The organism is Listeria sp. LM90SB2 (assembly GCF_028867355.1).
GTDB lineage: Bacteria > Bacillota > Bacilli > Lactobacillales > Listeriaceae > Listeria > Listeria monocytogenes_B.
The window spans coordinates 1804192-1828813 of the sequence record NZ_CP046449.1 but is presented as its reverse complement, the minus strand read 5'-3'; the positions used below and the strand labels follow the sequence as shown (position 1 = coordinate 1828813).

General features: G+C 36.8%; 22 protein-coding genes and 1 other annotated feature. Of the genes, 21 read left to right on the top strand and 1 reads right to left on the bottom strand.

Annotated features, from left to right (window positions below):
- Positions 1-22: 22 nt before the first annotated feature.
- From pcrA to GL301_RS08990, 10 genes are all read left to right on the top strand, one after another.
- Positions 23-2218 carry a DNA helicase PcrA gene (gene pcrA / locus GL301_RS09035; protein ID WP_074384939.1) on the top strand — a complete coding sequence of 732 codons (2196 nt, stop codon included), beginning with the start codon at positions 23-25 and terminating at the stop codon, positions 2216-2218.
- Positions 2219-2243: 25 nt separating this feature from the next.
- Positions 2244-4259, top strand: a complete 2016-nt coding sequence (gene ligA / locus GL301_RS09030; RefSeq protein ID WP_274758858.1) for an NAD-dependent DNA ligase LigA — start codon at positions 2244-2246, stop codon at positions 4257-4259.
- Positions 4256-5371, top strand: coding sequence for a CamS family sex pheromone protein (locus GL301_RS09025; RefSeq protein WP_003728229.1), 1116 nt, complete (start codon positions 4256-4258; stop codon positions 5369-5371). The genes ligA and GL301_RS09025 overlap by 4 nt, the downstream gene beginning before the upstream one ends.
- 124 nt (positions 5372-5495) lie before the next feature.
- On the top strand, positions 5496-5789 hold the full coding sequence (gene gatC / locus GL301_RS09020) for an Asp-tRNA(Asn)/Glu-tRNA(Gln) amidotransferase subunit GatC (RefSeq protein ID WP_003722233.1): 294 nt from the start codon (positions 5496-5498) through the stop codon (positions 5787-5789).
- Positions 5790-5812: 23 nt separating this feature from the next.
- A complete protein-coding gene (gene gatA, locus GL301_RS09015; RefSeq protein WP_003728230.1) occupies positions 5813-7264 on the top strand; it encodes an Asp-tRNA(Asn)/Glu-tRNA(Gln) amidotransferase subunit GatA in 1452 nt (483 codons plus the stop codon).
- 11 nt (positions 7265-7275) lie between these two features.
- Positions 7276-8706, top strand: a complete 1431-nt coding sequence (gene gatB / locus GL301_RS09010) for an Asp-tRNA(Asn)/Glu-tRNA(Gln) amidotransferase subunit GatB (RefSeq protein WP_003731563.1) — start codon at positions 7276-7278, stop codon at positions 8704-8706.
- A gap of 145 nt (positions 8707-8851) precedes the next feature.
- Positions 8852-9784 carry a diacylglycerol kinase gene (locus GL301_RS09005; protein WP_003725530.1) on the top strand — a complete coding sequence of 311 codons (933 nt, stop codon included), beginning with the start codon at positions 8852-8854 and terminating at the stop codon, positions 9782-9784.
- Positions 9785-9931: 147 nt separating this feature from the next.
- The gene (locus GL301_RS09000) at positions 9932-10687 is read left to right on the top strand and encodes a hypothetical protein (RefSeq protein ID WP_009928226.1); all 756 of its coding nucleotides are present in this window, start codon (positions 9932-9934) and stop codon (positions 10685-10687) included.
- A 23-nt stretch (positions 10688-10710) separates the two neighbouring features.
- Positions 10711-12072, top strand: a complete 1362-nt coding sequence (gene rlmD, locus GL301_RS08995; protein WP_009928225.1) for a 23S rRNA (uracil(1939)-C(5))-methyltransferase RlmD — start codon at positions 10711-10713, stop codon at positions 12070-12072.
- A 334-nt stretch (positions 12073-12406) separates the two neighbouring features.
- Complete coding sequence (locus GL301_RS08990; RefSeq protein WP_003725527.1) at positions 12407-12961, top strand: hypothetical protein; 555 nt, start codon at positions 12407-12409, stop codon at positions 12959-12961.
- A 30-nt stretch (positions 12962-12991) separates the two neighbouring features.
- On the opposite strand, the gene GL301_RS08985 is transcribed toward GL301_RS08990, so the two are convergent.
- Positions 12992-13480: a shikimate kinase gene (locus tag GL301_RS08985; protein ID WP_322959441.1), complete on the bottom strand. Its 489-nt coding sequence runs from the start codon at positions 13478-13480 to the stop codon at positions 12992-12994.
- A gap of 208 nt (positions 13481-13688) precedes the next feature.
- Here GL301_RS08985 and GL301_RS08980 point away from each other — a divergent pair, with 208 nt between their 5' ends.
- The 11 genes from GL301_RS08980 (at position 13689) to GL301_RS08930 (ending at position 24562) form a co-directional block, all read left to right on the top strand.
- Positions 13689-14198, top strand: a complete 510-nt coding sequence (locus GL301_RS08980; protein WP_003725525.1) for a hypothetical protein — start codon at positions 13689-13691, stop codon at positions 14196-14198.
- 128 nt (positions 14199-14326) lie between these two features.
- Positions 14327-15094 (top strand): ABC transporter ATP-binding protein VirB, encoded by a 768-nt coding sequence (virB, locus tag GL301_RS08975; RefSeq protein WP_003725524.1) that lies wholly within the window; start codon positions 14327-14329, stop codon positions 15092-15094.
- A complete protein-coding gene (gene virA, locus GL301_RS08970) occupies positions 15084-17063 on the top strand; it encodes an ABC transporter permease VirA (protein WP_003725523.1) in 1980 nt (659 codons plus the stop codon). The genes virB and virA overlap by 11 nt, the downstream gene beginning before the upstream one ends.
- A gap of 62 nt (positions 17064-17125) precedes the next feature.
- Positions 17126-17803 (top strand): two-component system response regulator VirR, encoded by a 678-nt coding sequence (gene virR, locus GL301_RS08965; RefSeq protein ID WP_003722222.1) that lies wholly within the window; start codon positions 17126-17128, stop codon positions 17801-17803.
- Positions 17804-17872: 69 nt separating this feature from the next.
- Complete coding sequence (locus GL301_RS08960; RefSeq protein ID WP_003725522.1) at positions 17873-18748, top strand: SDR family oxidoreductase; 876 nt, start codon at positions 17873-17875, stop codon at positions 18746-18748.
- Positions 18749-18768: 20 nt separating this feature from the next.
- Positions 18769-19227: a hypothetical protein gene (locus tag GL301_RS08955; RefSeq protein WP_003725521.1), complete on the top strand. Its 459-nt coding sequence runs from the start codon at positions 18769-18771 to the stop codon at positions 19225-19227.
- A gap of 16 nt (positions 19228-19243) precedes the next feature.
- Positions 19244-20986, top strand: coding sequence for an adenine deaminase (gene ade / locus GL301_RS08950; protein WP_015084872.1), 1743 nt, complete (start codon positions 19244-19246; stop codon positions 20984-20986).
- A 21-nt stretch (positions 20987-21007) separates the two neighbouring features.
- Positions 21008-22048 (top strand): sensor histidine kinase, encoded by a 1041-nt coding sequence (locus tag GL301_RS08945; protein WP_003725519.1) that lies wholly within the window; start codon positions 21008-21010, stop codon positions 22046-22048.
- Positions 22049-22147: 99 nt separating this feature from the next.
- Positions 22148-22388, top strand: a binding site (T-box leader).
- 57 nt (positions 22389-22445) lie between these two features.
- The gene (locus GL301_RS08940) at positions 22446-23087 is read left to right on the top strand and encodes an amino acid ABC transporter permease (protein ID WP_003742371.1); all 642 of its coding nucleotides are present in this window, start codon (positions 22446-22448) and stop codon (positions 23085-23087) included.
- Between the two features lie 10 nt (positions 23088-23097).
- Positions 23098-23745: an amino acid ABC transporter ATP-binding protein gene (locus GL301_RS08935; protein WP_003725518.1), complete on the top strand. Its 648-nt coding sequence runs from the start codon at positions 23098-23100 to the stop codon at positions 23743-23745.
- Between the two features lies 1 nt (position 23746).
- Positions 23747-24562, top strand: coding sequence for an amino acid ABC transporter substrate-binding protein (locus GL301_RS08930; protein ID WP_003728238.1), 816 nt, complete (start codon positions 23747-23749; stop codon positions 24560-24562).
- The last annotated feature ends 60 nt before the right edge of the window (positions 24563-24622 follow it).

Below are 24622 nucleotides of genomic sequence, written 5' to 3'. Positions count from 1 at the left end.
GGTGGTGTATAGGAGAATGCAATTGAATGCAAAAGAATTAGTGGACGGATTGAATCCGGAACAACGAAGAGCAGTAGAAAGTACAGAAGGACCTTTATTAATTATGGCTGGTGCCGGAAGTGGGAAAACACGAGTTTTGACCCATCGGATAGCTTATTTAGTGAGAGAACGTGGTGTAAATCCTTATAATATTTTAGCGATTACGTTTACGAACAAAGCGGCTCGCGAGATGAAGTCACGGATTGGCAATTTAATGGGCGGAGAAGCAGAATCTATTTGGATATCTACTTTTCACTCGATGTGCGTACGAATTTTACGTCGCGATATTGACCGGATTGGCTATGAACGTAATTTTACTATTTTAGATGGCAGTGACCAATTATCGGTTATTAAAGGCATTTTGAAAGAAAAGAATGTCGACCCTAAGAAGTTTGAGCCACGGGGGATTTTGGCTTCTATTAGCAATGCCAAAAATGAACTGATAACTGCAAGCGAATATATTAAAGAAGCAAGTGGTTTCTATGACAAAATGGTCGGCGAAGTCTATGAAAAATACGAGAAGAAACTTAAGAAAAATCAAGCACTCGATTTTGATGATTTAATTATGGTCACCATTCAATTATTTGAACGTGTGCCCGATGTTTTAGAATATTATCAACGTAAATTTCAGTATATTCACGTGGATGAGTACCAAGATACCAACCACGCGCAGTATTTACTCGTGAAACAGCTTGCTTCTCGTTTCAAAAATTTATGCGTCGTTGGGGACTCGGATCAATCAATCTATGGTTGGCGCGGGGCGGACATTAGTAACATCATGTCCTTCGAAAAAGATTACCCCAATGCGAAAACCATTTTGCTAGAAGAAAATTACCGTTCGACAAAACGTATTTTAGAAGCGGCAAACCGTGTTATCGAAAATAATGGTAATCGTAAACCGAAAAATCTTTGGACAAGTAACGCAGAAGGGAAAAAGATTTTTTATCATAAAGCATTAACGGAAAAAGAAGAAGCGGCCTATGTAGTTATGAAAATTCAAGAAGAAGTAAATAACTCGAATCGACCACTTTCTGACTTTGCGATTCTTTATAGAACCAATGCCCAGTCCCGTGTCATGGAAGAATATTTCATGAAGTCGAATATGGCGTACACGATGGTCGGCGGCACGAAGTTCTATGACAGAAAAGAAATCAAAGACATTTTGGCGTATTTACGTCTGATTAGTAATAATGAAGACGATATTAGTTTGACACGTATCGTTAACGTTCCAAAACGCGGCGTTGGACCAGGTACTTTAGATAAACTAAATAATGTGGCGACCACATATGATTTGAGCTTGTTTGAAGTCCTTAACCGCATCGAACTAGCGGGAATTTCGCCTAAAGTAAGCAAAGACTTAGTTGCGTTTCATGATTTGATTCGCGGCTTCACGCAAATGCAAGATTTCTTATCCGTAACCGAACTCGTAGAAGAAATCCTTGAAAAAACAGGCTACCGCGCAATGCTAAAAAATGAACGAACCATTGAAGCGCAAACACGTTTAGAAAATATCGACGAGTTTTTATCTGTAACACAAAACTTTGAAAAGGAAAATGACGATAAAACGTTAATTGCCTTTTTAACTGATTTAGCACTCGTTGCTGACGTCGATAAGTTAGAAGAAGACAATGAAGAACAAAACGGGGCTGTCACACTGATGACACTTCACTCTGCCAAAGGGCTAGAATTCCCAGTTGTCTTTTTGGTTGGGATGGAAGAAGGGATTTTCCCACATTCTAGAGCCATTTATGAGGAAGATGAAATGGAAGAAGAGCGTCGACTTGCTTACGTTGGTATTACTCGAGCGGAAGAAGAACTTTTCCTAACGAGCGCTTATTCGCGGATGCTTTATGGTCGTCCGTCCTCTAATCAGGAATCTCGTTTTATTGGAGAAATACCTCGAGACTTACTTGAGTTAGGTAATGAAAATAAATTAAAAGCAGACAAACCATATGCCAAACCGCGTATGCCACAAAAAACAACTACTGCGTATAAATCCTCTGGAGCAGAAACGCTTGGTTGGACAGTCGGCGATAAAGCCAGTCATAAAAAATGGGGCGTAGGAACAGTCGTCAGTGTCAAAGGGGAAGGTAGCGGAATGGAACTAGATATTGCATTCCCAAGCCCAACTGGCGTCAAACGATTGCTCGCAGAATTTGCGCCAATTGAAAAAGTATAAATTTGGAAAAAGCAGGTGAAGAATGATGGCTGATAAAAAAAGGTATGAGGAACTAATCAACATACTTGATCAGTACAGCTATGATTATTATGTAATTGATAATCCAACAGTAGAAGATGCCGAATACGATCAGAAGATGCAAGAATTACTTAAAATAGAAGAAGCGCATCCCGAGTGGGTTACACCTGAGTCTCCGTCAAAACGAGTTGGCGGGGAAGTTTTAGAAGGTTTTAAAAAAGTAGCACATGACACGCCGATGTTAAGTCTTGCCAACGCTTTTAACCAAGAAGACTTGGCAGACTTTGACCGCCGAATTCGCGACAAAGTGGGCGATGATATTGCTTATATGTGCGAACTTAAAATTGACGGACTAGCAGTATCCCTTCAATACGAAAATGGTAAATACAAACAAGGTGCTACTCGTGGTGATGGAACCATTGGGGAAGACATTACTGCTAACTTGCGTACGATTCGCTCCATCCCAATGAAACTTCAAAAGGACTATTCCATTGAAGTTCGCGGTGAAGCTTTCATGCCAAAACGCTCCTTCCAAAAACTAAATGAAATTCGCGAAGAAGAAGGCCAGATGTTATTTGCCAATCCACGAAATGCTGCGGCTGGCTCGCTTCGACAATTGGACACAAAAATCGCAGCGTCGAGAAATCTCGATATCTTCCTTTATGCAGTAGCAGATTTTGGTGAAATGGGCGTTGAAACTCATAGCGCAGGCTTAGATATGCTTGAAACACTTGGTCTTAAAGTCAATAAAGAACGCCGACTTTGCAACAGTTTAGAAGAAGTTTATGCGTACATTGAAGAATGGACAGAAAAACGCGCCGGATTAGCATACGATATTGACGGCATTGTTTTAAAATTAAACAACTTAGAGCAACAACGCCAAATGGGAAACACCGTTAAATCGCCTCGTTGGTCGATTGCTTATAAATTCCCAGCCGAAGAAGTACCAACTAAGTTACTCGATATCGAATTAAATGTTGGTAGAACTGGTGTGATAACTCCCACCGCCGTGTTAGAACCAGTGCGAGTGGCAGGGACAACCGTTAGCCGCGCTTCGCTTCATAATGAAGACCTAATTACAGAGAAAGATATCCGCATTGGCGACACCGTTTTAATCAAAAAAGCTGGCGATATCATTCCAGAAGTCATTAAAAGCATCACCGAAAAACGTAGCGGAAGTGAAGAACCTTTCCATATGCCGAAAAATTGTCCAGCGTGCGATAGTGAATTGGTTCGGTTAGAAGAAGAAGTGGCGTTAAGATGTATTAATCCTAAATGCCCAGCTCAAATAAAAGAAGGACTTATCCACTTTGTCTCCAGAAATGCGATGAACATTGATGGCCTCGGCGAAAAAGTAATTATCCAGCTATTTTCACAGCATTTAATTAAAGATGTAGCAGATTTGTTTTTCCTTTCGAAGGAGAAACTGTTAGAATTAGAAAGAATGGGTGAGAAATCAGTAACTAATTTACTGGCATCCATCCAAGCAAGTAAACAAAACTCGCTTGAAAAATTACTTTTCGGCTTAGGCATTCGCCATGTTGGTGCAAAAGCCGCCAAATCACTTGCCATTCATTTCGATACAATGGATAATTTGAAAGTAGCAGACAAAGAAACACTGACAAGTATTAACGACATTGGTGAAAAAATGGCAGACAGTATTGTCACTTATTTCGCGAATGAAGAAGTACATGATTTATTAGAAGAACTAAAAAGGGCTGGCGTCAATATGACCTATACAGGGCCAAAACTAGAAGATATGTCCGAGGAAGAACTTGTTTTCACAGGTAAAACCGTTGTCTTAACTGGGGAACTAGAAAAGTTAACGCGGAATGATGCAAAAGCATTAATCGAATCCCTCGGAGGAAATGTTTCTGGTAGCGTCAGTAAGAAAACGGATGTTGTTGTAGCTGGCAGTGATGCTGGTTCTAAATTAGCCAAAGCGGAAGAACTAGCCATTCCTATTTGGTCAGAAGAAGACTTAATAGAGTACTTACCAGACGAAGGTGGATTAAACGAATGAAAAAAATCATAATAGCAGCGCTCGGCTTAACGCTTGTGCTCTCTGGCTGTGCCCCAAAACTTGACTCAAATGATAAAGTGGTACAAAAAGATGATTCAAAAGCAGAGACGGGCATCATGACAAAAAATCAAATCTCATCCAATTATTACAAAACCGTACTACCATACAAAGCAAGCAAATCCCGTGGACTTGTCGTATCGAATATTTATTCACGATATGATATTAACGAATTAGAATCTGGTTTAATGCGTGTTTCGCAAAATAAATACTCCCCAGATAATTATCTTTTCCAAGAAGGGCAATATTTGGATAAAGAAACGTTAGAAAAATGGTTAGATAGAAAAAGCGATAAAAATCCGAATGGTTTAAACCCAGCCAGTAATGGTAACGGTGAGAATCGTAATCCAATCTATCTAGCACATATTTTAGAACAAGATTATTTAAAACAAACGGACAAAGATACGGTTGCTCTTGGTGGGATTTCTATTGCCCTTGCGATGAATTCGGTCGATTATTACCAAAAAGAAAAATACGGAGACACCTATGAACAACCAATTAGTAATAGTGAATTATTAGCACAAGGGAAAGAAATGTCTGCCACTGTGTTAAATCGAATTCGCCAAACAAAAGGTTTAGAAAATGTTCCTGTAACGATTGCCATTTACAAACAAGGAGCTCGTGATGCGGTAGCTCCAGGAAATTACATTGCCTATGCAACTGCAAATGGGGACAGTCTTTCTAATTGGAAAGATATAGATGAAAAAAATTATGTTTTACCATCAACTGAATCTGCTAAAGATCACAAAACAGATAATGACAATTTCTTGAATTTCAAAAAAGCAATTGAAGACTATTATCCAAACTTTACAGGTGTCGTTGGTCGTGGTAGATATGAAGACGGTCAACTAGCAGAATTAAACATTGATATTCCGTTACAATTTTATGGTGAAGCAGAGATTATCGGCTTTACACAGTATGTGACGGATTTAGTCGGACAACATATTCCGAAGACAGCTGATTTGCAAGTCAATATTTCTACATCTGATGGTCCAGCTGCATTGATTACAAGAAAAGCAAATGAAGATGCAGCAACTGCTCACATTTACGATTAATAAAAAACAATGCGAATTGTTCTTTCCTGTTGTATAATTATGCAGGAGGGGACAGTTCTTCCCATTTTTAACAGGCGGGAAGCACTACCGCGTAGTAAGTACCACTAAAAAGGAGGATGGCATTTTGTCAAATATATCAAAAGAAACAGTAGAAAAAGTAGCAAATCTTGCCAAACTAGAAGTATCAGAAACAGAAGCAACAGCCTTCGCTGGTCAGCTTGGTAAAATTATTGAGCTAGTAGAGCAATTAAATACGTTAGATACAACGAATGTAGAACCTACCAGCCATGCAATCGACGTATCAAACGTATTACGTGAAGATGTGGCAACAAAAGGGTTGGATCGCAAAGAAGTACTAAAAAATGCGCCTGATGAACAAGATGGCATGTTCAAAGTACCGACAATTATGGAACAATAAATAGGCTAAGGAGGGAAAATATTTTGGGTTTATTTGATTTTTCAGTAAAAGAACTACATGATAAATTAGTTAAAAAAGAGATTTCACCATTCGATTTAGTATCAGAATCTTTCAACCGAATTGAATCTGTAGAGGACAAAGTTGGTTCTTTTATTACTTTAAATAAAGAGGCAGCATTTGGTGTAGCAGAAGAACTTGGAGATGCGGGCATAGATCCAAACAACATGCTTTCTGGTCTTCCAATTGGGATTAAAGATAATATCGTGACAAAAAACTTACGTACAACAGCAGCAAGTAAAATTTTAGAAAACTTCGATCCAATTTATGATGCGACCGTCGTTTCTAAATTAAAAAATGCGCAAACAATTAATATCGGAAAACTAAACATGGATGAATTTGCGATGGGATCTTCGACAGAAACATCGTATTTCCACAAAACACATAACCCATGGGATTTATCAAGAGTTCCTGGTGGTTCTTCAGGTGGTAGTGCATCCGCAGTTGCAGCAGGCGAAGTTTTATTCTCGCTTGGTAGTGACACTGGTGGATCGATTCGCCAACCAGCAGCTTTTTGTGGGGTAGTCGGAATGAAACCTACATATGGCCGTGTATCTCGTTTTGGTTTAATTGCCTTTGCGTCTTCTTTAGACCAAATCGGCCCAATTACAAAAAATGTAGAAGACAACGCTTATTTATTAGAAGCTATTTCTGGTTTAGATGCGAATGATTCTACATCGATTAACCAACCAGTTGAACGCTTCTCAGATAGCTTAACAGGAGACATTAAAGGCTTACGCATCGGTGTTCCAAAAGAGTATCTTGGTGAAGGCGTAGATCCTGGTGTCAAACAAGCTGTATTAGATGCGCTTAAAACACTCGAAAAACTGGGCGCTACTTGGGATGAAGTTTCTTTACCTCATTCTGAATACGGTGTAGCAAGTTATTACATTTTAGCATCTAGTGAAGCTTCTTCTAATCTATCTCGTTTTGACGGCGTTCGTTACGGATACCGTTCTCCAAACGCAACTACTTTAGAAGAACTTTATACAAAAACTCGTTCTGAAGGCTTTGGCGATGAAGTAAAACGTCGTATTATGCTTGGAACATATGCGTTAAGCTCTGGTTATTACGATGCTTACTACAAAAAAGCACAACAAGCGCGTACGTTAATTAAGCAAGACTTTGTTAATGTATTTGAAAACTATGATGTTATTATCGGACCTAGTTCCCCGACAACAGCATTTAAAATTGACGGAATGATTAATGATCCAATTACAATGTATTCCAATGATATTTTGACTGTTCCAATTAACTTAGCAGGCGTACCAGCTATTTCTGTTCCTTGTGGATTCTCGGATGGTTTACCAGTTGGCTTGCAAATTATCGGTAACTACTTTGAAGAATCCTTACTTTACAAAGTAGCGCATGCTTTTGAACAAGAAACAACATTCCATAAAGAAAAACCAAACTTATAGGAGGCGTAGCAATGAATTTTGAAACAGTTATTGGACTTGAGGTTCACGTAGAGTTAAAAACCAATTCAAAAATATTTTCTTCTGCGCCAGCTCATTTTGGAGCAGAACCAAATACAAATACAACCGTGGTAGACTTAGGTATGCCAGGTGTTTTACCAGTTTTAAATAAACGTGCAGTGGAATTTGGTATGAAAGCGGCTATGGCGATTAACTGTGAAATTGCTAAACATACAAAATTCGACCGTAAAAACTATTTTTATCCAGATAATCCGAAAGCATACCAAATTTCTCAATTCGATAAACCAATTGGCGAACATGGCTGGATTGAAATCGAAGTTGGCGGTAAAAAGAAAAAAATTGGCATCACTCGTCTTCATTTAGAAGAAGATGCTGGGAAAAATACCCATACTTCTCATGGTTATTCGTTAGTGGATATTAACCGTCAAGGAACACCACTTATCGAAATCGTTTCAGAACCAGACATTCGTTCTGCAGAAGAAGCTTATGCCTACTTAGAAAAATTAAAATCTATCATTCAATACACTGGCGTATCCGATGTGAAAATGGAAGAAGGTTCAATGCGCTGTGACGCCAATATTTCTATCCGACCAATCGGCCAAGAAGAATTTGGCGTAAAAACAGAACTTAAAAACCTAAACTCCTTCAACAACGTACGTAAAGGTATCGAATATGAAGAAAAACGCCAAGCTGAAGTGCTTAAGTCTGGCGGGATTATCGAACAAGAAACTCGTCGTTTTGAAGAAGCAACTGGAAAAACCTCTTTGATGCGAATTAAAGAAGGATCCGACGATTATCGTTATTTCCCAGAACCAGATTTAGTAGATTTATTTATTGATGACGCTTGGAAAGAACGTATTCGTGCAGAAATTCCTGAACTTCCAGACAAACGTCAAATTCGTTACATTAACGATCTTGGTTTGCCAGCATATGATGCAATGGTTCTCACGCTTACAAAAGAAATGTCTGACTTTTTTGAAGCAACTCTTGCAGCTGGAGCAGATGCGAAACAAGCATCAAACTGGCTAATGGGCGAAGTTTCTGCCTACTTAAACGCAGAACAAAAAGAACTTCATGAAACAGGACTAACTCCTGAAAACCTTGCTGGCATGATTAAATTAATCGAAGCTGGTACTATTTCTTCTAAAATCGCTAAAAAAGTTTTCCGCGAATTAGCGCAAAATGGTGGCGATGCAGAGCAAGTAGTAAAAGACAAAGGACTTGTCCAAATTTCCGATGAAGGAGCTTTACGCACTATCATTAGCGAAATTCTAGATAACAATGAGCAATCCATTGTCGACTTCAAAAATGGTAAGGATCGTGCGGTTGGATTCTTAGTTGGCCAAGTAATGAAAGCAACCAAAGGGCAAGCAAACCCACCAATGGTTAATAAATTATTACTAGAAGAAATGAACAAACGTTAAACAATGTAGCAGTGAGGTATTTTGCCTCGCTGCTTTTATATTTATTAGGAATTTATAGTTAAATTTGCTATAATATTACTATCATGTGTCAAAACGCGCTTTTCTTTTGAACAACGCTGTTTGAGTGAAGGAGAGGACGAACATAATGCAAAAACACGCTCGAGTTATTTATAATCCCACATCTGGAAGAGAAATCATCAAGAAAAATCTTGCAGATGTCCTTTCGATATTAGAGCAAGCAGGCTATGTAACATCTGCGCACGCAACAACTGCAGAACCAGATGATGCCAAACATGCTGCGGAAGAAGCTGTAAGAGATCGATTCGATTTAGTTGTAGCAGCTGGCGGAGATGGAACCATTAATGAAGTTATTAACGGTATTGCTGAAAAAGAATATCGCCCCAAAGTAGGGATTATACCAACCGGGACAACCAATGATTTTGCAAGAGCCTTACATGTGCCTAGAGACGTGATTAAAGCAACGAAGATTATAGCAGCTGGTCAAAGTGTAGCAATGGATATAGGTAAAGCAAATGAAACATATTTTATTAATATAGGTGGCGGAGGTCGTTTAACAGAACTCACTTACGATGTTCCTAGCCGTCTAAAAACAATGCTCGGTCAACTTGCTTATTATTTAAAAGGTATCGAAATGTTACCATCCTTAAAAGCAACCAAAGTAAAAGTAGAATATGATCAAGGCGTATTTGAAGGGGAAGTGATGTTTTTCCTATTAGGATTAACTAATTCCATTGGTGGCTTTGAAAAAATCGCCCCAGATGCCAAGTTAGACGACGGTAAATTTTCACTCATTATCGTGAAAAAAGTAAATTTAGCGGAATTTATCCGTTTAGTCACACTGGCGCTTCGAGGAGATCATATTAAAGAACCTAATGTTATTTATGTAAAATCCGAAAAAGTGATTGTTAACTCAGAAGATAAGATGTTAATTAACCTTGACGGGGAGCTTGGTGGGGAAACGCCAATGGAATTCCGCAATTTAAGACAACATATCGAATTTTTCGCAAGTGTAGATGACATCCCCGCAACTGATTTATTCATAAAAGAAAATAGCTAAAAACTGCCCAGTTTGGTAGTTTTTTTCTTTAGCCTAAACGTCCTAATTGCAACATAGTAAAAAGGATGTAATTATTGTTAGAAATTTGTCTTATTTGAGCAAAACAAGTATAATAGGTATTCTGACAAGAAATGAGGTGAATGCGATATGACAAGTGGACATCAATTTAAAAGGTTCACGATGATAATAATCGTTCTTATTATTGCTATCGCAGCGGCTGTTTTTTTCTTATGGCAAGTGGATGCAGAAGAACAGGCTCCAAAAGTAAGTAAAACAGAGCTAATTGAAAGTAATAAAGTATGGATAAACAACCAAATGCAAATTCCAATACAAGATAATATTATTTTATCTATCCCCGCAACCAATACAAATACAACGATAGCAACAAATGGGGATTTGATTTTAGAAACAACTAACGAAGATATTTTAAAAGAATTAGCTTCTACTGATAATCGTTATAAAGGTATCAAAGCATATCGACTTCGTATTGAAGCGAAGAAAGTTTCTGAGTATATTACTAATACAAAATATCGTTACCCAACAACAACTATCCAGAAAAAATTCGCAAACTATGAAATTACAAGTGGTGAACGTTCTGTACAAACAGAAAAAACACCTGTAAAAATAGAAGACACAACAAACAATAATATTAAAGTATCTCTAAAGACAAGTTATTCAAGTGATGATGCTGAAGTCGCAGCTGGTATTTTTAATAGCCAGATTCCAGAAGAAACGACTATTACAGATAACACAAAAGCGTTGACTACGAATAAAAATGTCACTATCTATCCAAAAACATTTGTTTATGACTTTACGCTACAAAAAAACACCATGCTTGTTTTTAAAGAGCAAGAAGAAGCAGTAATTAAAGAGCCAATCGGCATCGAATATATTATTAAGTAAAGCAAAGAGAGGGGCAAGGGACTTTGGAAGCATCCCTTTTAAAAAAGAACCAATCCATTGAACTTACTATTGAAGATTTAACGCATGACGGCAGTGGGGTTGGCAAAATTGACGGATACCCACTTTTCATTCCAAATACGTTACCTGGCGAAAAAGTGACAGCCAAAATAATAAAATTAAATAAAAATTATGGCTTTGCTCGGATGGAGAATATTGAAACTGTTAGTGCTGATCGTGTAGAGCCTCCTTGTGCGGTTTATTCCAAATGTGGCGGTTGTAGCTTGCAACACTTAAGCTACGATGGCCAGCTTGAATTCAAACGAAATCAAGTGGAAGAAACGATGAAACGTATTGGCAAACTAAACGTAGAAGTTCCTGAAACACTAGGCATGGAAAACCCGTGGCGCTACCGGAATAAATCACAAGTACCAGTAGGATTTGTTAATGGTAAGTTAACAGCAGGTTTTTACCAAAAAAGAAGCCATGCCATTATCGACATGTCCACTTGTTTAATTCATAATGAGCAAGGTGATTTTGCTGTTCAAAAAACACGTGAAATCCTAGCTAAATACGGAACAGAGCCTTATGATGAACAAACAGGAAAAGGCGATATCCGCCATATTATGACAAGATTTGCGCATACAACTGGACAGTTAATGATTGTCCTTGTAACAACAAAAGAACGTATGCCATTTAAAGAAGAAATCGTACGGGAATTGGTCGAACAATTGGAATTAACCTCGATTGTTCAAAATATTAATCCACATAAAACAAATGTGATTTTTGGAGATCGTACGAAAACACTTTGGGGAAAAGATATCATTGAGGATACGATTCATGGCATTCGATTTGCAATTTCGGCTCGTTCATTTTATCAAGTAAACCCAATCCAAACAGAAGTTTTGTATCAACAAGCAATCGATGCGGCTGAGTTAACAGGAGAAGAAACAGTGATTGACGCCTATTGCGGCATTGGTTCTATTTCTCTTTGTCTCGCGAAAAAAGCCAAGCATGTCTACGGGGTAGAAATTGTGGATCAAGCGATACAAGATGCTCGTGCAAATGCAGAACTCAATGAATTAGCGAATACTACTTTTGAGACAGGGAAAGCAGAAGAGGTTATTCCGGCGTGGTACAAAGCTGGAATTGTAGCAGACGTCTTAGTTGTCGATCCACCACGAAAAGGTTGCGATGAAAAATTACTGGAAACAATTTTAGCAATGAAACCGAAGAAAGTAGTGTATGTTTCTTGTAATCCAGGGACATTAGCCCGTGATATGAAAATCTTAACGGATGGCGGCTATGTAGCGAAAAAAGTTCAGCCTGTAGATATGTTTCCAATGACAACACATATAGAAGCTGTGACTGTTCTACATTTAAATTAAGTATACAAAAACCGCCATAATGGGATAAATGGCGGTTTTTGCTTTTCGAGTGTGTGGTTGACTAATAAATTAACAGACGAGATTAATAAAAACCAAGTCCAGTTTTATTTAACCACGAAATAAATAAATGGTCAAAAGAGCAAAAATTAACTTTTATGAGAATAGAACCAATTTAATTAACTAATTTTATCTTATATAGTTAATTAAAACACAATAAAAGCGAAAATCATCCTTAAAATTGTCATGAAATTGTCACCTTTTTTTCTTCTTTCAAAAAGGTAGATAGTCTGGTAAGATGAATGTATGAGATTTCACATGAATGGAGGAAATGAGAATGGCAATTACTATGTATATCGACCAGCCTGGTGCCTCGTTAAATTATGAGACAACACATCCACATTTCAAGGAACATTTTAAAGCGAGTTTTTATTTGGATGGTCAGGATAGCTATGGTCCATTTGGGTATAAAGATGGACTTGAAGTACTTCGACGTTTAGAAGAATATTTTAGTGATAAAAGTGATCAAGGACTCAATTTATCGTCTTTTCCAAAATACATGATGGAAACAGTGAAAAAAGCAAACTATGTTCCAGCGAAAGACGATGGTGTAGAACGATTGAAACAACTTTTGGCTGAGTTTGGCAGTGACGTACGTGCATCTGATAGAATTACTGTCTCAGCAGCTTTAGCTCAAATCAAAATCACGGGATATATTTTACCTGCTCTTCGTGATGCGGCGCTGGAATCACTTCATCGCGAAATAGAATTGAACAAAATAGAAAATATTGATGCAGGTTATGCGGACAGTATGTTTTATGACTTATTAACCTTTACAAAAGACTATACATCTGTGTTACCAGATATGTGGTGCAGACATTGTACAGAATAAAAAAACAACGCTAAAATTAGCGTTGTTTTTTTACTTATCTAACATGGTTAAAATAGCTCGAGCAACTTCTTCTTGATTACGATTATCCGTATTAACGATAAAGTCTGCAGAATCTTGATAGTGAGCAATTCTAGGTTCAAAAATAGCGCGAATTTCTTCGGCTGTTTTTTGTTGTACAAGCGGTCGTGTAGTGTCGCCTTTTAAGCGATTCATAAATACTTCGGGATCCGTTTCTAAATAAATAACCGGATATGTATTTTTTAAAACTTCTCTATTTTCAGGATTGAGAACAATGCCACCGCCTGTTGCTATAACGGCTTTGGTTGTTGCTAATTCTTTTAATTTTTCATGTTCTAGACGGCGGAATTCTTTTTCACCATATTTAGCAAAAATGTCCGATACACTCATTCCTTGTTCGCTTGTAATTACTTCGTCAATATCGATGTACGGTAAGTCAGCTAAGTTTGCGAGTATATTTCCAACCGTTGTTTTTCCAGCTCCCATGAAGCCTATTAAGATAACTTGATCGATGATGTTCTCCTCCTTTATTGGATTATTACATTTTACTACTTAAAAGCATTAAAGAAATTATATCACAAATGCCAAAAAGGTCAACTGAAAGTAGGCTGATTTCTTTAAAATAAAAAGCTACATGAATGCCTTCTTCCCATTGTAGTATATTTTTAGTACAATAGAAATAATAGAGCTGTAAAACTGGAGGAAAATAATGATAGAAAATGAGCTAGAACATGCAAAGAAAATGGAGAAAATCGAATTTGGGGTCAATCGACGTTTGATTTTTTCAAGTTGTTTACTTTGGATGGCTGTTGGATTATTACTTTATGTTGTTTTTAGTCATATCAAAGGTGTAAATGGCATAGAGGAAATGATTTTACTCGTATTTATCGGCCTTTGTGTGTTACGTCCATTGTTTCGGTTAATTAATATCGCTCCCACCGTAGAATTAACAGAACGTGGAGTTGCTTATCGTGGTGATTTTAAATCATGGAATGAAATTAAAAAAACAGAACTGAAAAAACCAGCAATGATGCTTTTTTCGCAAGGTAGATTAAAAATTATGACATCGATAAATGGGCGGGAAGAAGTGGCATGGGACATAGTTGCTGCGGATGTTTCTATTAGTTTGGAGGAACTAGAAAAACTCATTCAGTCGATGCGTTCCACTTATACAAATGATGAAACTATCGGTATGGAAATCTTTGTGGAAAAGAAATAATAAGGAAAATCATTTATCTGTTTTTTTGACGGATAAATGATTTTTTAATAAATACAACTATAGCCCATAGTATCTTGTTTAAAATTAAGGTAAAATAACCAAATAAAGAACGTAACGGGAGGAATACAATGGAAACAGTGCTAAAGGCGCATAAAGTTAGAAAAGTATACGGTTCAAAAGGAAATTTGTTTTCTGCGCTTGGAAGTATTAGTTTAGAGATACAAAAAGGTTCCTTTGTAGGCATTATGGGTCCCTCTGGTGCTGGTAAATCTACTTTATTAAATGTATTGTCTTCTATAGATAAACCAACCTCTGGAGAAATTGAGATTGGTGGAAAGCAAATTTCTACTATGAACGGAAAAGAATTAGCTGTTTTTAGAAGAGATCAGCTTGGTTTTATATTTCAAGACTATAATTTATTAGATACGATGACTGTGAAGGATAATATTGTTCTACCGCTGGCTCTTGCTCGTATTAAACAAGCGGAAATTGATCAGCGGTTTGAAATTATTGCTCGTCAATTTGGGATTTTTGAGTTAAGGAACAAGTACCCAACCGAAATATCTGGTGGACAAAAGCAGCGAACAGCGGTTTGTCGAGCAATGATTACAGAACCAACGCTGATTTTTGCGGATGAACCCACTGGTGCGCTTGATTCCAAAGCAGCGACCAATTTATTAGAAGGACTTTCTCAAGCAAAAGATGTGCGTGATTCCACTATTATGATGGTGACGCACGATGCTTTTGCAGCCAGTTACTGCGAAAGAATTATGTTTATTAAAGATGGCGAAATTTTCACTGAAATCTACCGAGGGACAAGTTCTAGAAAACAATTCTTCCAGAAGGTATTAGATGTTTTGGCGCTTCTTGGAGGTGGCGAAAACGATGTTATTTAAAGTCGCGCTGACCAATATGCGAAAGAACTTTAATCAATATATTGTTTATTTTGTTTCGTTAATTGTTTGTGTATTAGTTTTTTTTACGTTTGTTTCGTTATCATATAACCCGCTGATTGACACAGTGTTTAAACGTTGGGAATTATTCGGACCGGCCATGTTTTCGTCAGCTAGTCTCATGTTAATATTGTTTATTATCTTTTTTATATTTTATTCCAATGGTTTTTTTCTTAAAAGGCGAAAACGAGAAATAGGGCTTTATTCATTACTTGGTTTGCGAAAATCACAAATTGTATTAGTATTATTTTTTGAAAATGCGATGCTATATATGCTTGCAACTATTTTTGGCGTTTTAATTGGAATTTTCTCTTCTAAATTGTTTGCAATGGTCTTATTTTGGATTGTCGGCCTTGCGATTGATGCAGAGTTTATTATTTCATTTAAAGCGATTATCGATACGATACTGGTCTTTTTTGGTATTATGCTTTTCACATCGGTTTATGCAGTTTTTCTTGTATTACGTTATAATTTGAATCAGCTATTCAAAAATGATGACAAAGAAGAAAAAGTAGCTAAAGGTTCACTAATTTTTATGTTAATTGGGTTAGCTTTAATCACTTTTGGATACTATCTGGCAACGAGGAATATTGAAGAATCGCCTATTTGGCTAGCCTATGATTTTTTTGATTTAATTTTAGTGATACTGGCTTGCGTTATTTTAGGAACCTGGCTGATGGTTAGATTTGGCACCCCTTATGTCATTCGACAACTATACAATAATAAACGTTTCTTTTATAAAGGGACGAATATGCTAGGGATTACATCGCTTCGTTTTAGGCTAAAGAAAAATGCTGGTACGATTGCGATGATTGCTGTTCTTAGTGCGACAACGTTAACGATTATCGGCTCCATGAGTAGTTTTTATGTGCGTACAATTAATGATATTTCAGCGGAGAATCCTTCCAGTTATCAAGTGCTCAATATTTCTGCTAAAAATGAAAAAGAGATTATTCAAACGATTCGCGATGATCAAGATCATAAATTGAAAAAATTGATGCAAGCAGAGATGCTTAGTGCTGAAGTGGAATATAAAGATATTCCTAAATATAAAATGCATATGGATACATTCATTCATACCATTGTATCGGAATCAGAATATAATCGTATCGGTGAAAGGCAACAGAGTGATTTTGTCGAATCTAAAAAAATTGCCTATGGTGATGCAATTTTACTTGGAAAAAATACTTATTACGCAAGATCAGACATTCAAGAAAAATGGCTTACTCGTAAAATGGTCGTCCAATCAAATAAATCAGTTGCAAAGAAAATGCCACCAATAAAAGTAGTGGATTTTCGAGAAAATTCAATTTTCAATACAGGGATTTCTTATGAAACGCTGGTTGTTTCCGATGAATATTATGATGATTTGGAGCGACTTTTCCCTCCTGAATCTGTGACAATGTTTGATATTACTAATCCGAATCATAGTGAAAGCTTGGATAAGAAAGTGCAAACAATCGTTGACGGGGAGCCTTCATTATTCTCGGAAAATGTTTCTTCTTATTATACGAATTACCACTTAATCTCCACAGTGGTAGGTTCACTATTATTTATAGGTATTTTTATTGGTATTGTTTTCTTTTTAGCAACGGGAAGTATCATTTACTTCAAATTAGTTACAGATGCAGTTTCTGAAAAAGCCAAGTTTGATATTTTATTTAAATTAGGAGTTACGGAAAAAGAAATCCGGAAAATTATTTCCAAGCAGGTTTGGCCAATTTTTGTTATTCCATTATTTTTTGGAATTGCGCATTCCATGGCTGCACTGTGGGGTATTTCTGTTAATTTAATGGATAATATAAAATATCCGGTATTAATTGGTACAGGTATTTATATTCTTTGTTATGCAGCTTATTACTTTTTGTGTATCAATTCTTTTACCAAAATTGTGATGGCCAATAAAAAGTAATTGGCTTTTGTGGTTATTTCAGCTAAAATGAGAAGAGAGTTCCACCGAGGGAGGCACTAGAAATGGTAAAGGTATATATCGTAGAAGATGATGAAGTAATTCGTGATACAATCCGAAAACATTTAAGTAAATGGGGATTTGAGATTGGTGTAGTAGAGGATTTTAACAATATTTTACAAGAGTTTTTAGCTTTCGAACCTCAATTAGTTATTTTAGATGTTAATCTTCCTTTCTTTGATGGCTTTTATTGGTGTAATCAAATTCGAGAAGTTTCGAATGTACCCATTATCTTTTTATCATCACGTAATTCGCGAATGGACCAAATAATGGGCATGAATATGGGTGCAGACTATTATATTGAAAAACCAGTTGATCTGGATGTTTTAATGGCGCGGATAAATGCTCTATTAAGGCGGACATATTCTTACGCAGATTTAGAAGAAGCCAATGTGATGGAGCATAATAATGTTTTCCTACACATTGATACGAACACACTTACACATTTAGAAGATAAAATTGAGCTAACGAAAAATGAATTTTTGATTTTATATGAATTAATGAAACAAAAAGGTAGCATTGTAAGTCGTGATGAAATTATGCGCGCACTTTGGGAAGATGAAAGTTTTGTTGATGATAATACATTGACAGTTAATGTTGTTCGTATTCGTAAAAAACTAGCAGAAATTGGTTTGAGCGAATTTATCAAAACGAAAAAAGGCCAAGGATATATGATTGAATGACGAAAAAACAGGAAGATAGCGCTAAAAAACGCGAACTTCCTGTTTTTCGTAAATGGAGGAGGAGTCTAAATGAAAATTTTAGTATTCGGTGGTACTCGTTTTTTTGGCAAGAAATTAGTGGAAAGACTTGTTTCAGAAGGACATGAGGTCACCATTGGGACAAGGGGCAAAACAGAAGATAATTTTGGTGATACTGTCAAACGGGTTATTTTAAATCGAGAATCAAGAGATGCTTTATTCCAATTAGCAAAAGAAGACTGGGATGTTATTTACGATAATATATGTTTCTCTCCGAAAGAAGCACTTTATGCCGTAGATGCATTTAAAGGCAAGGTAAAACGATACATATATACATCATCACTCTCTGTTTATAGTCAAAAAGGTCGAGCTTTAGTTGAAGCTGACTTTAATCCAGAGCATTATGAAATTGTTATTGGAGATAAAGAAGATTTTGATTACGGTGAAGGGAAACGACTTGCTGAAGCCGTATTTTTCCAAAAAGCTTCTTTTCCAGTAGTTGCAGTTCGTTTTCCAATCGTGCTTGGACTTGACGATTACACAAAACGCCTTCACTTTCATATTAATCATATTAAAAACCACCAAGAAATTGGGATTAGTAATGGACAAGCTGAGATTGGCTTTATTACTTCTGATGAAGCGGCGCATTTTTTAGAGTGGGTTGGTGTGGAATCGGATCTGACAGGACCGGTAAACGCTACCTCCAATGGCACATACGCATTAAATGGTTTCATCAAAATGCTTGAAGAAAAAATCGGGAAATTAGCACTAGTTGAAGAGGTGACGGATGACGTCGATGATTCTCCGTTTGGCATTGAAAAAACCTATTATTTAGATAATACGAAAGCTACCGAAGCTGGTTTTGTGTTTAATGATTTAAAAGTATGGTTACCAGCTTTAGTGACAGCTATTTTAAAAGAAAATTAATTTGGGGGAAAAATAATACTATGTTAAACTTTGAAGAAAAAAAAGCATTAATAGAATCTATCGACGGCTTTGAATTACACGAAATTTCTATGGGCCGTATTAATGTACACTATCCAGCAAGTAAAAGAGACAAGAAAATCATCGTCAAACATCTTCATCCAAACGGTAATGCTTTTGTTTATGCACCATTTCTAGAGGTAGAGCCACTCGACAAACAAGGCTATGTGAATGTAAAAGATTACTCTGAAAATGAAATCCGCGTATTACTATTAGAAGCAAAAGAATTCATGGATAGTGACGAGGATGGCTATAAAGAAGGTCTAACTAAAATATATCAAGACAATAGTGGCGAAAAACTTTCACTAGTGTATGAAAATAAAATGTGGGTTATTTATACGGGGGAGAACTTGGAAGCAGTTTTCCCAACCCTTGAAAGCGCAGAAGGTTATTTGCTTGATGAAGGTTTTTTTGAAGCTTAATTGACGGAGGCGAGTTTTGGTGGAGAATTTAGAACAGCTGCAAGAACGAGTTGCAGTAAGTGATGGACGAGCAAAAGCAGATTTAGTAATAAAAAATGGACGAATAATAAATGTGTTTTCAGGAGAAATAATGGACGGAGATATTGCCATCAAAAATGGTTATATTGCTGGTATTGGCAATTTTCCAGATGCAGAAAAGATAATAGATGCTGCTGGTGCCTTCATTGCACCTGGTTTTATTGATGCACATGTCCACGTGGAGAGTGCGATGGTCACACCTGCTGAGTTTGCCCGTGTCTTACTCCCAAATGGTGTTACAACGATTGTTACAGACCCGCATGAAATTGCCAATGTGGCTGGAGAAAAAGGAATTGAATTCATGCTAGAAGATGCCAAAGGAGTACCAATAGACATGTTTGTCATGCTCCCATCTTCTGTTCCTGCAACGGAAGGCGAACATAATGGCGAAACATTACATGCTGAGAAACTCCATCCGCTTTATAGACATGAAAAAGTAATCGGCCTTGCAGAAGTGATGGATTTTCCATCTGTAGCAAAAGGAAGTTCGGATATTTTAACCAAAATTATCGATGCTAAAAAAGAAGGCGGACGAATTGATGGACATGGAGCTGGCTTAACGAGCGCTGATTTGAATAATTATTTGGCTGTTGGTATTCGGACAGATCATGAAAGTACTACTGCTAAGGAAGCAACAGACCGCTTACGTGCCGGAATGTTTGTTATGCTACGCGAGGGAACTGTAGGCCGTGATTTACTTCAAACAATTCCTGCAGTATCTGAAAAAAATAGCCATCGTTTTTGCTTTTGCACAGATGATAAACTAATTAATGATTTAATTACGGAAGGATCAATTAACTATAACATTAGACTGGCTATCAAAAACGGAATAGACCCAATTACCGCTATCCAAATGGCAACTATTAATGCTGCTAATTGTCATAATTTGCCATACCTTGGTGCAGTTGCTGCAGGATACCAAGCAGATATTGTTTTTCTAACAGATATAGAAACAGTAGAAATTAGCAAAGTTTTGAAAAATGGAGAAGTAGTCGTGGATAATGGTGTTCGTCACGAAGCTGCATTTAAGCAACAAGCGGCAGTACCATTTGTATCTCCACCAATTAATCATCATGTGAGTTTACAAGATTTAGCATTACCTTTGACCAAAGAAACGTGTTATGTAATCGGGATGCAACCCAATAGTTTATTTACAGAAAAACGTATCGAACAAGTGGCTATTCAAGACGGTAAGTTTGTTCCAACCGTGGAAAACGATTTACTCAAAATGGCAGTTGTAGAGCGTCACCATGATACTGGTTGTGTTGGATTAGGCATTGTAAAAGGCTTTGGTTTAACAGAAGGCGCAATTGCTACGACTGTCGCGCACGATTCTCATAATATTGTTGCTGTTGGCATTAGTGATGAAGCAATGAAAGCGGCTATTGATCATATTACTCAAACAGGTGGCGGTATTGCTGTAGTAAATGGAGCTGGTCAGGTACTTCATGATTTAGCCCTTCCAATCGCTGGATTGCTTAGTGATAAATCATACGAAGAAGTGGAAAACGATTTAGCGGGTCTTTTAAATGCCTTTAAACAGATTAGTACGGCTGATGGTTTTGATCCATTTTTAACATTGTCATTCTTAACATTACCAGTGATTCCAGAATTAAAATTAACCGATCAAGGGTTGTTTGATTTTGCTACGTTTCAAATTATTTCAAATGAAGTAAACTAATTAGTAGCGAGGAGGTGCGCCATGAATTGGTGGAGTTATATAAAAGATAAGCGATTTTTCTTATTGTTTTTTTGTAGTATTATGTTTTTTGTAGGCGTGTTGATTTCGATCGATCCGAACAGTAAATTAACGCTTGGAAATTTCATTTACTTGTATGTTTTTGTTTTAGTCTTCTTGCTTTCCTATCTCGTGCTGGGCTATTTCTTTAAATATAATTATTGGCGTGAAATGAAGGAACTTGTTAGCGGAGAGATTGAAGAGAATATCATTGAATTACTACCAAAACCACGTACTCGCGAACAAGCCTTTTTTAATCAACTAATGGCAAAAAAACATAAAGAAGAATTACGAACTATTAGTAAGCTACAAGATAAACAGCAAGAATATCATGATTTTATTTTATATTGGGTACATGAAGTGAAAACCCCGGTTGTTGCAAGTAAAATGTTAATTAACAATCCTGATTTAAATGATACAGAAACGATTTTCAAACAAATCGATGAAGAATTAACAACAATAGATAAATTAGTTATGCAGGCACTTTATTTTTCACGTCTAGATACTTTCTCAAAAGACTATTTTATTCAGGAGCAAAATCTTGGAGTAGTAGTGCGCGAATCAGTCAAACGGCATTCTAAACTTTTCATTGGAAAGAAAATGAAGTTGGATTTGCAAAATGTGGACATGGATGTGCGTACGGATAGCAAGTGGCTTGGTTTTATTTTGGATCAAATCTTGTCCAATGCACTCAAATACACAAAAAGCAGTGGCGAAGTAAAAATTTGGTGTGATACAGAAGCATCTGAGAAGAAAGTGCTACACATAAAAGACAATGGACGTGGAATTAAGGAAGAAGATTTGCCACGTGTGTTCGAGCAAGGTTTCACGGGTAATATTGGTAGACAAGAGAAAAAAGCTACGGGTATGGGTTTATACCTAGCTAAACAAATGGCAAAGAAACTAGGTCACGAAATTTGTATTCAATCTGAAAGCGGCGTAGGAACAGAAGTGAAAATCTACTTTGAACAGAAAGATGATTACTTACTGATTGCCAAAGATTAATAAAAAGTGGTACACCAATTATGATTGGCGTATCACTTTTTTTGTAAATAAAATGGTTGACTCTATCGCTTTATCGTGGTAGAGTATTAGCAAGAAGAAGTAAAAGCGTCGAACAGAACAAGTAGAGCGTAATTCTTTAAAAGAGAGTCCTTGGTTGGTGTGAAAGGATAAAGATAGCGTTATCGAACACATCTCGGAGCTGGTTTGCTGAAGCATAAGTGAGTAGGTGAACTCGGGTTAAGCCCGTTATAGCTTGTTAGTCTCGAACTAACAGAGGTTGGTACTGCGAAGTATCAGCAAATTGAGGTGGAACCACGTGAATATTATTCTCGTCCTCTTGGCCAATTAGTGCCAAGTGCGACGGGATTTTTTTATGTTAAAAAAGGAGCGAAGAATGATGGATTATATCATGGAGATTTTACCAGCATTACTTGATGGGGCAAAAACAACACTGCTCGTTTTTGCAGTTACGTTAGTTTGTTCGATACCACTCGGGGCGGTTGTGGCAGTCGGAAATATTAGCAAAATAGCCCCACTTAAATTTATTTTAAATATTTACATTTGGATTATGCGAGGCACGCCATTACTTTTACAATTAATTTTTATTTATTATGGCTTACCGATTATCGGGGTTGTTTTTGACCGAATGGATGCCGTTTTTATTGCTTTTATTTTAAATTATGCAGCTTATTTTGCAGAGATTTTCCGCGGGGGATTTCTTTCCATCGAAAATGGGCAATATGAGAGCGCCAAGGTTTTAGGTCTTACTTACGGCCAGACACTGCGGAAAATTGTCTTACCACAAGTTGTCAAACGTGTCTTACCAGCAATTGGGAATGAAGTTATTAACTTAGTAAAAGACTCTTCTTTAGTATATATTCTTGGAATTGGCGACTTACTAAGAGCCGGGAAAATTGCTATGAGTAGGGATGTTACACTGATTCCACTCGTATTAGTAGCTGCAATCTACTTAGCTTTAACGGCTATTCTAACCATATTATTTAAACAACTCGAAAAACGTTTTAGTTATTATAAATGAGGTGAAGAAAATGTTAGAAATTAAGAATCTATCGAAAAAATTTGATCAAAAAACAATTTTAGATAATGTGAATATTTCTCTTCAAGATGGTGAAATTCTCTCAATTGTTGGTCCATCAGGTGGTGGGAAAACAACTTTACTGCGCTGTATTAGTGGACTGGAAAAAATGGATACAGGTGAAATTTTTATTGACGAGGAAAAAATTGATCCAATGTCGAGAAAAGATGTGGAAAATACGATTGGTGTTGTTTTCCAAGAATTCCACTTATTTCCGCATTTAAGTGTTTTAGATAACTTGATTTTAGCACCGACCCTTGCTCGAAAAACAAAGAAAGCAGATGCCGTTAAAGAAGCAGAACGATTACTTGGCTTACTTGATTTAGCCGATAAAGCAAATAGTATGCCGTACCAATTATCAGGCGGACAAAAACAACGGGTCGCGATTGCCAGAGCGCTTGCGATGAATCCCAAAGTGCTGCTATTTGATGAACCGACATCCGCTTTAGATCCTGACTTGCGCGATCATGTTGCAGCATTAATTTTAAGTTTGAAAAAGGTTGGTATTACGCAAATTATCGTTACACATGATCACACTTTTGCCGAAAAAGTAGCGGATCAAATGATGGAAGTAGAACCATTAAAAAAGGAGGCAATCTAACATGAAAAAAGGATTATTAATAACTGTAATGTTAATGGTAATGTTAGCGCTGGGAGCTTGTTCCAGCGGTGAATCTAAAGAGGACCAGTGGAGTAGAATTAAAAAAGATAAAGAAGTTGTAATTGGTTTAGATGATAGTTTTGTACCGATGGGATTTCGTGATAAAGACGATAACTTAGTTGGCTTTGATATTGATTTGGCGAAAGCTGTATTTGCAGAATATGGCATTAAAGCAAAATTCACACCGATTGACTGGACGATGAAAGAATCTGAACTGAAAAACGGCTCGATTGATTTAATTTGGAATGGATATACTGTGACGGATGCGAGGAAAAAACAAGTCGCTTTTAGTCAGCCTTACATGAAAAATGAACAAGTATTAGTCACTTTAAAATCAAGCAATATTAATCAATTTAGCGACATGAAGAATAAAACGCTCGGAGCACAAAATGGGGCAAGTTCGATCGATGACATGGCGAAAAAACCAGAAGTGCTAACAGACATTATAAATAATAACGAACCAGAATTATACGATACGTTTGATACAGCTTTTATTGATTTGAATAACAAACGAATCGATGGTTTAATCATTGATGAAGTGTACGCGCGTTATTACATTGATAAACAAAAAAATAAAGACGATTACAACATTATAACAGGCGGTTTTGATGCCACAGATTTTGCTGTAGGAATGCGCAAAAGTGATAAAGAACTGCAAACAAAAATCAATGAAGCTTTTGAAAAATTATACAAAGAAGGAAAAATGCAAGAAATTAGTAAAAAATGGTTCGGTGATGACGAAATCGCTAAGCAATAGTGCGATTGACAGTAGGTTTAAGTTCCTATACAATTTGAATTATAAATGTCGCAGCCGAAT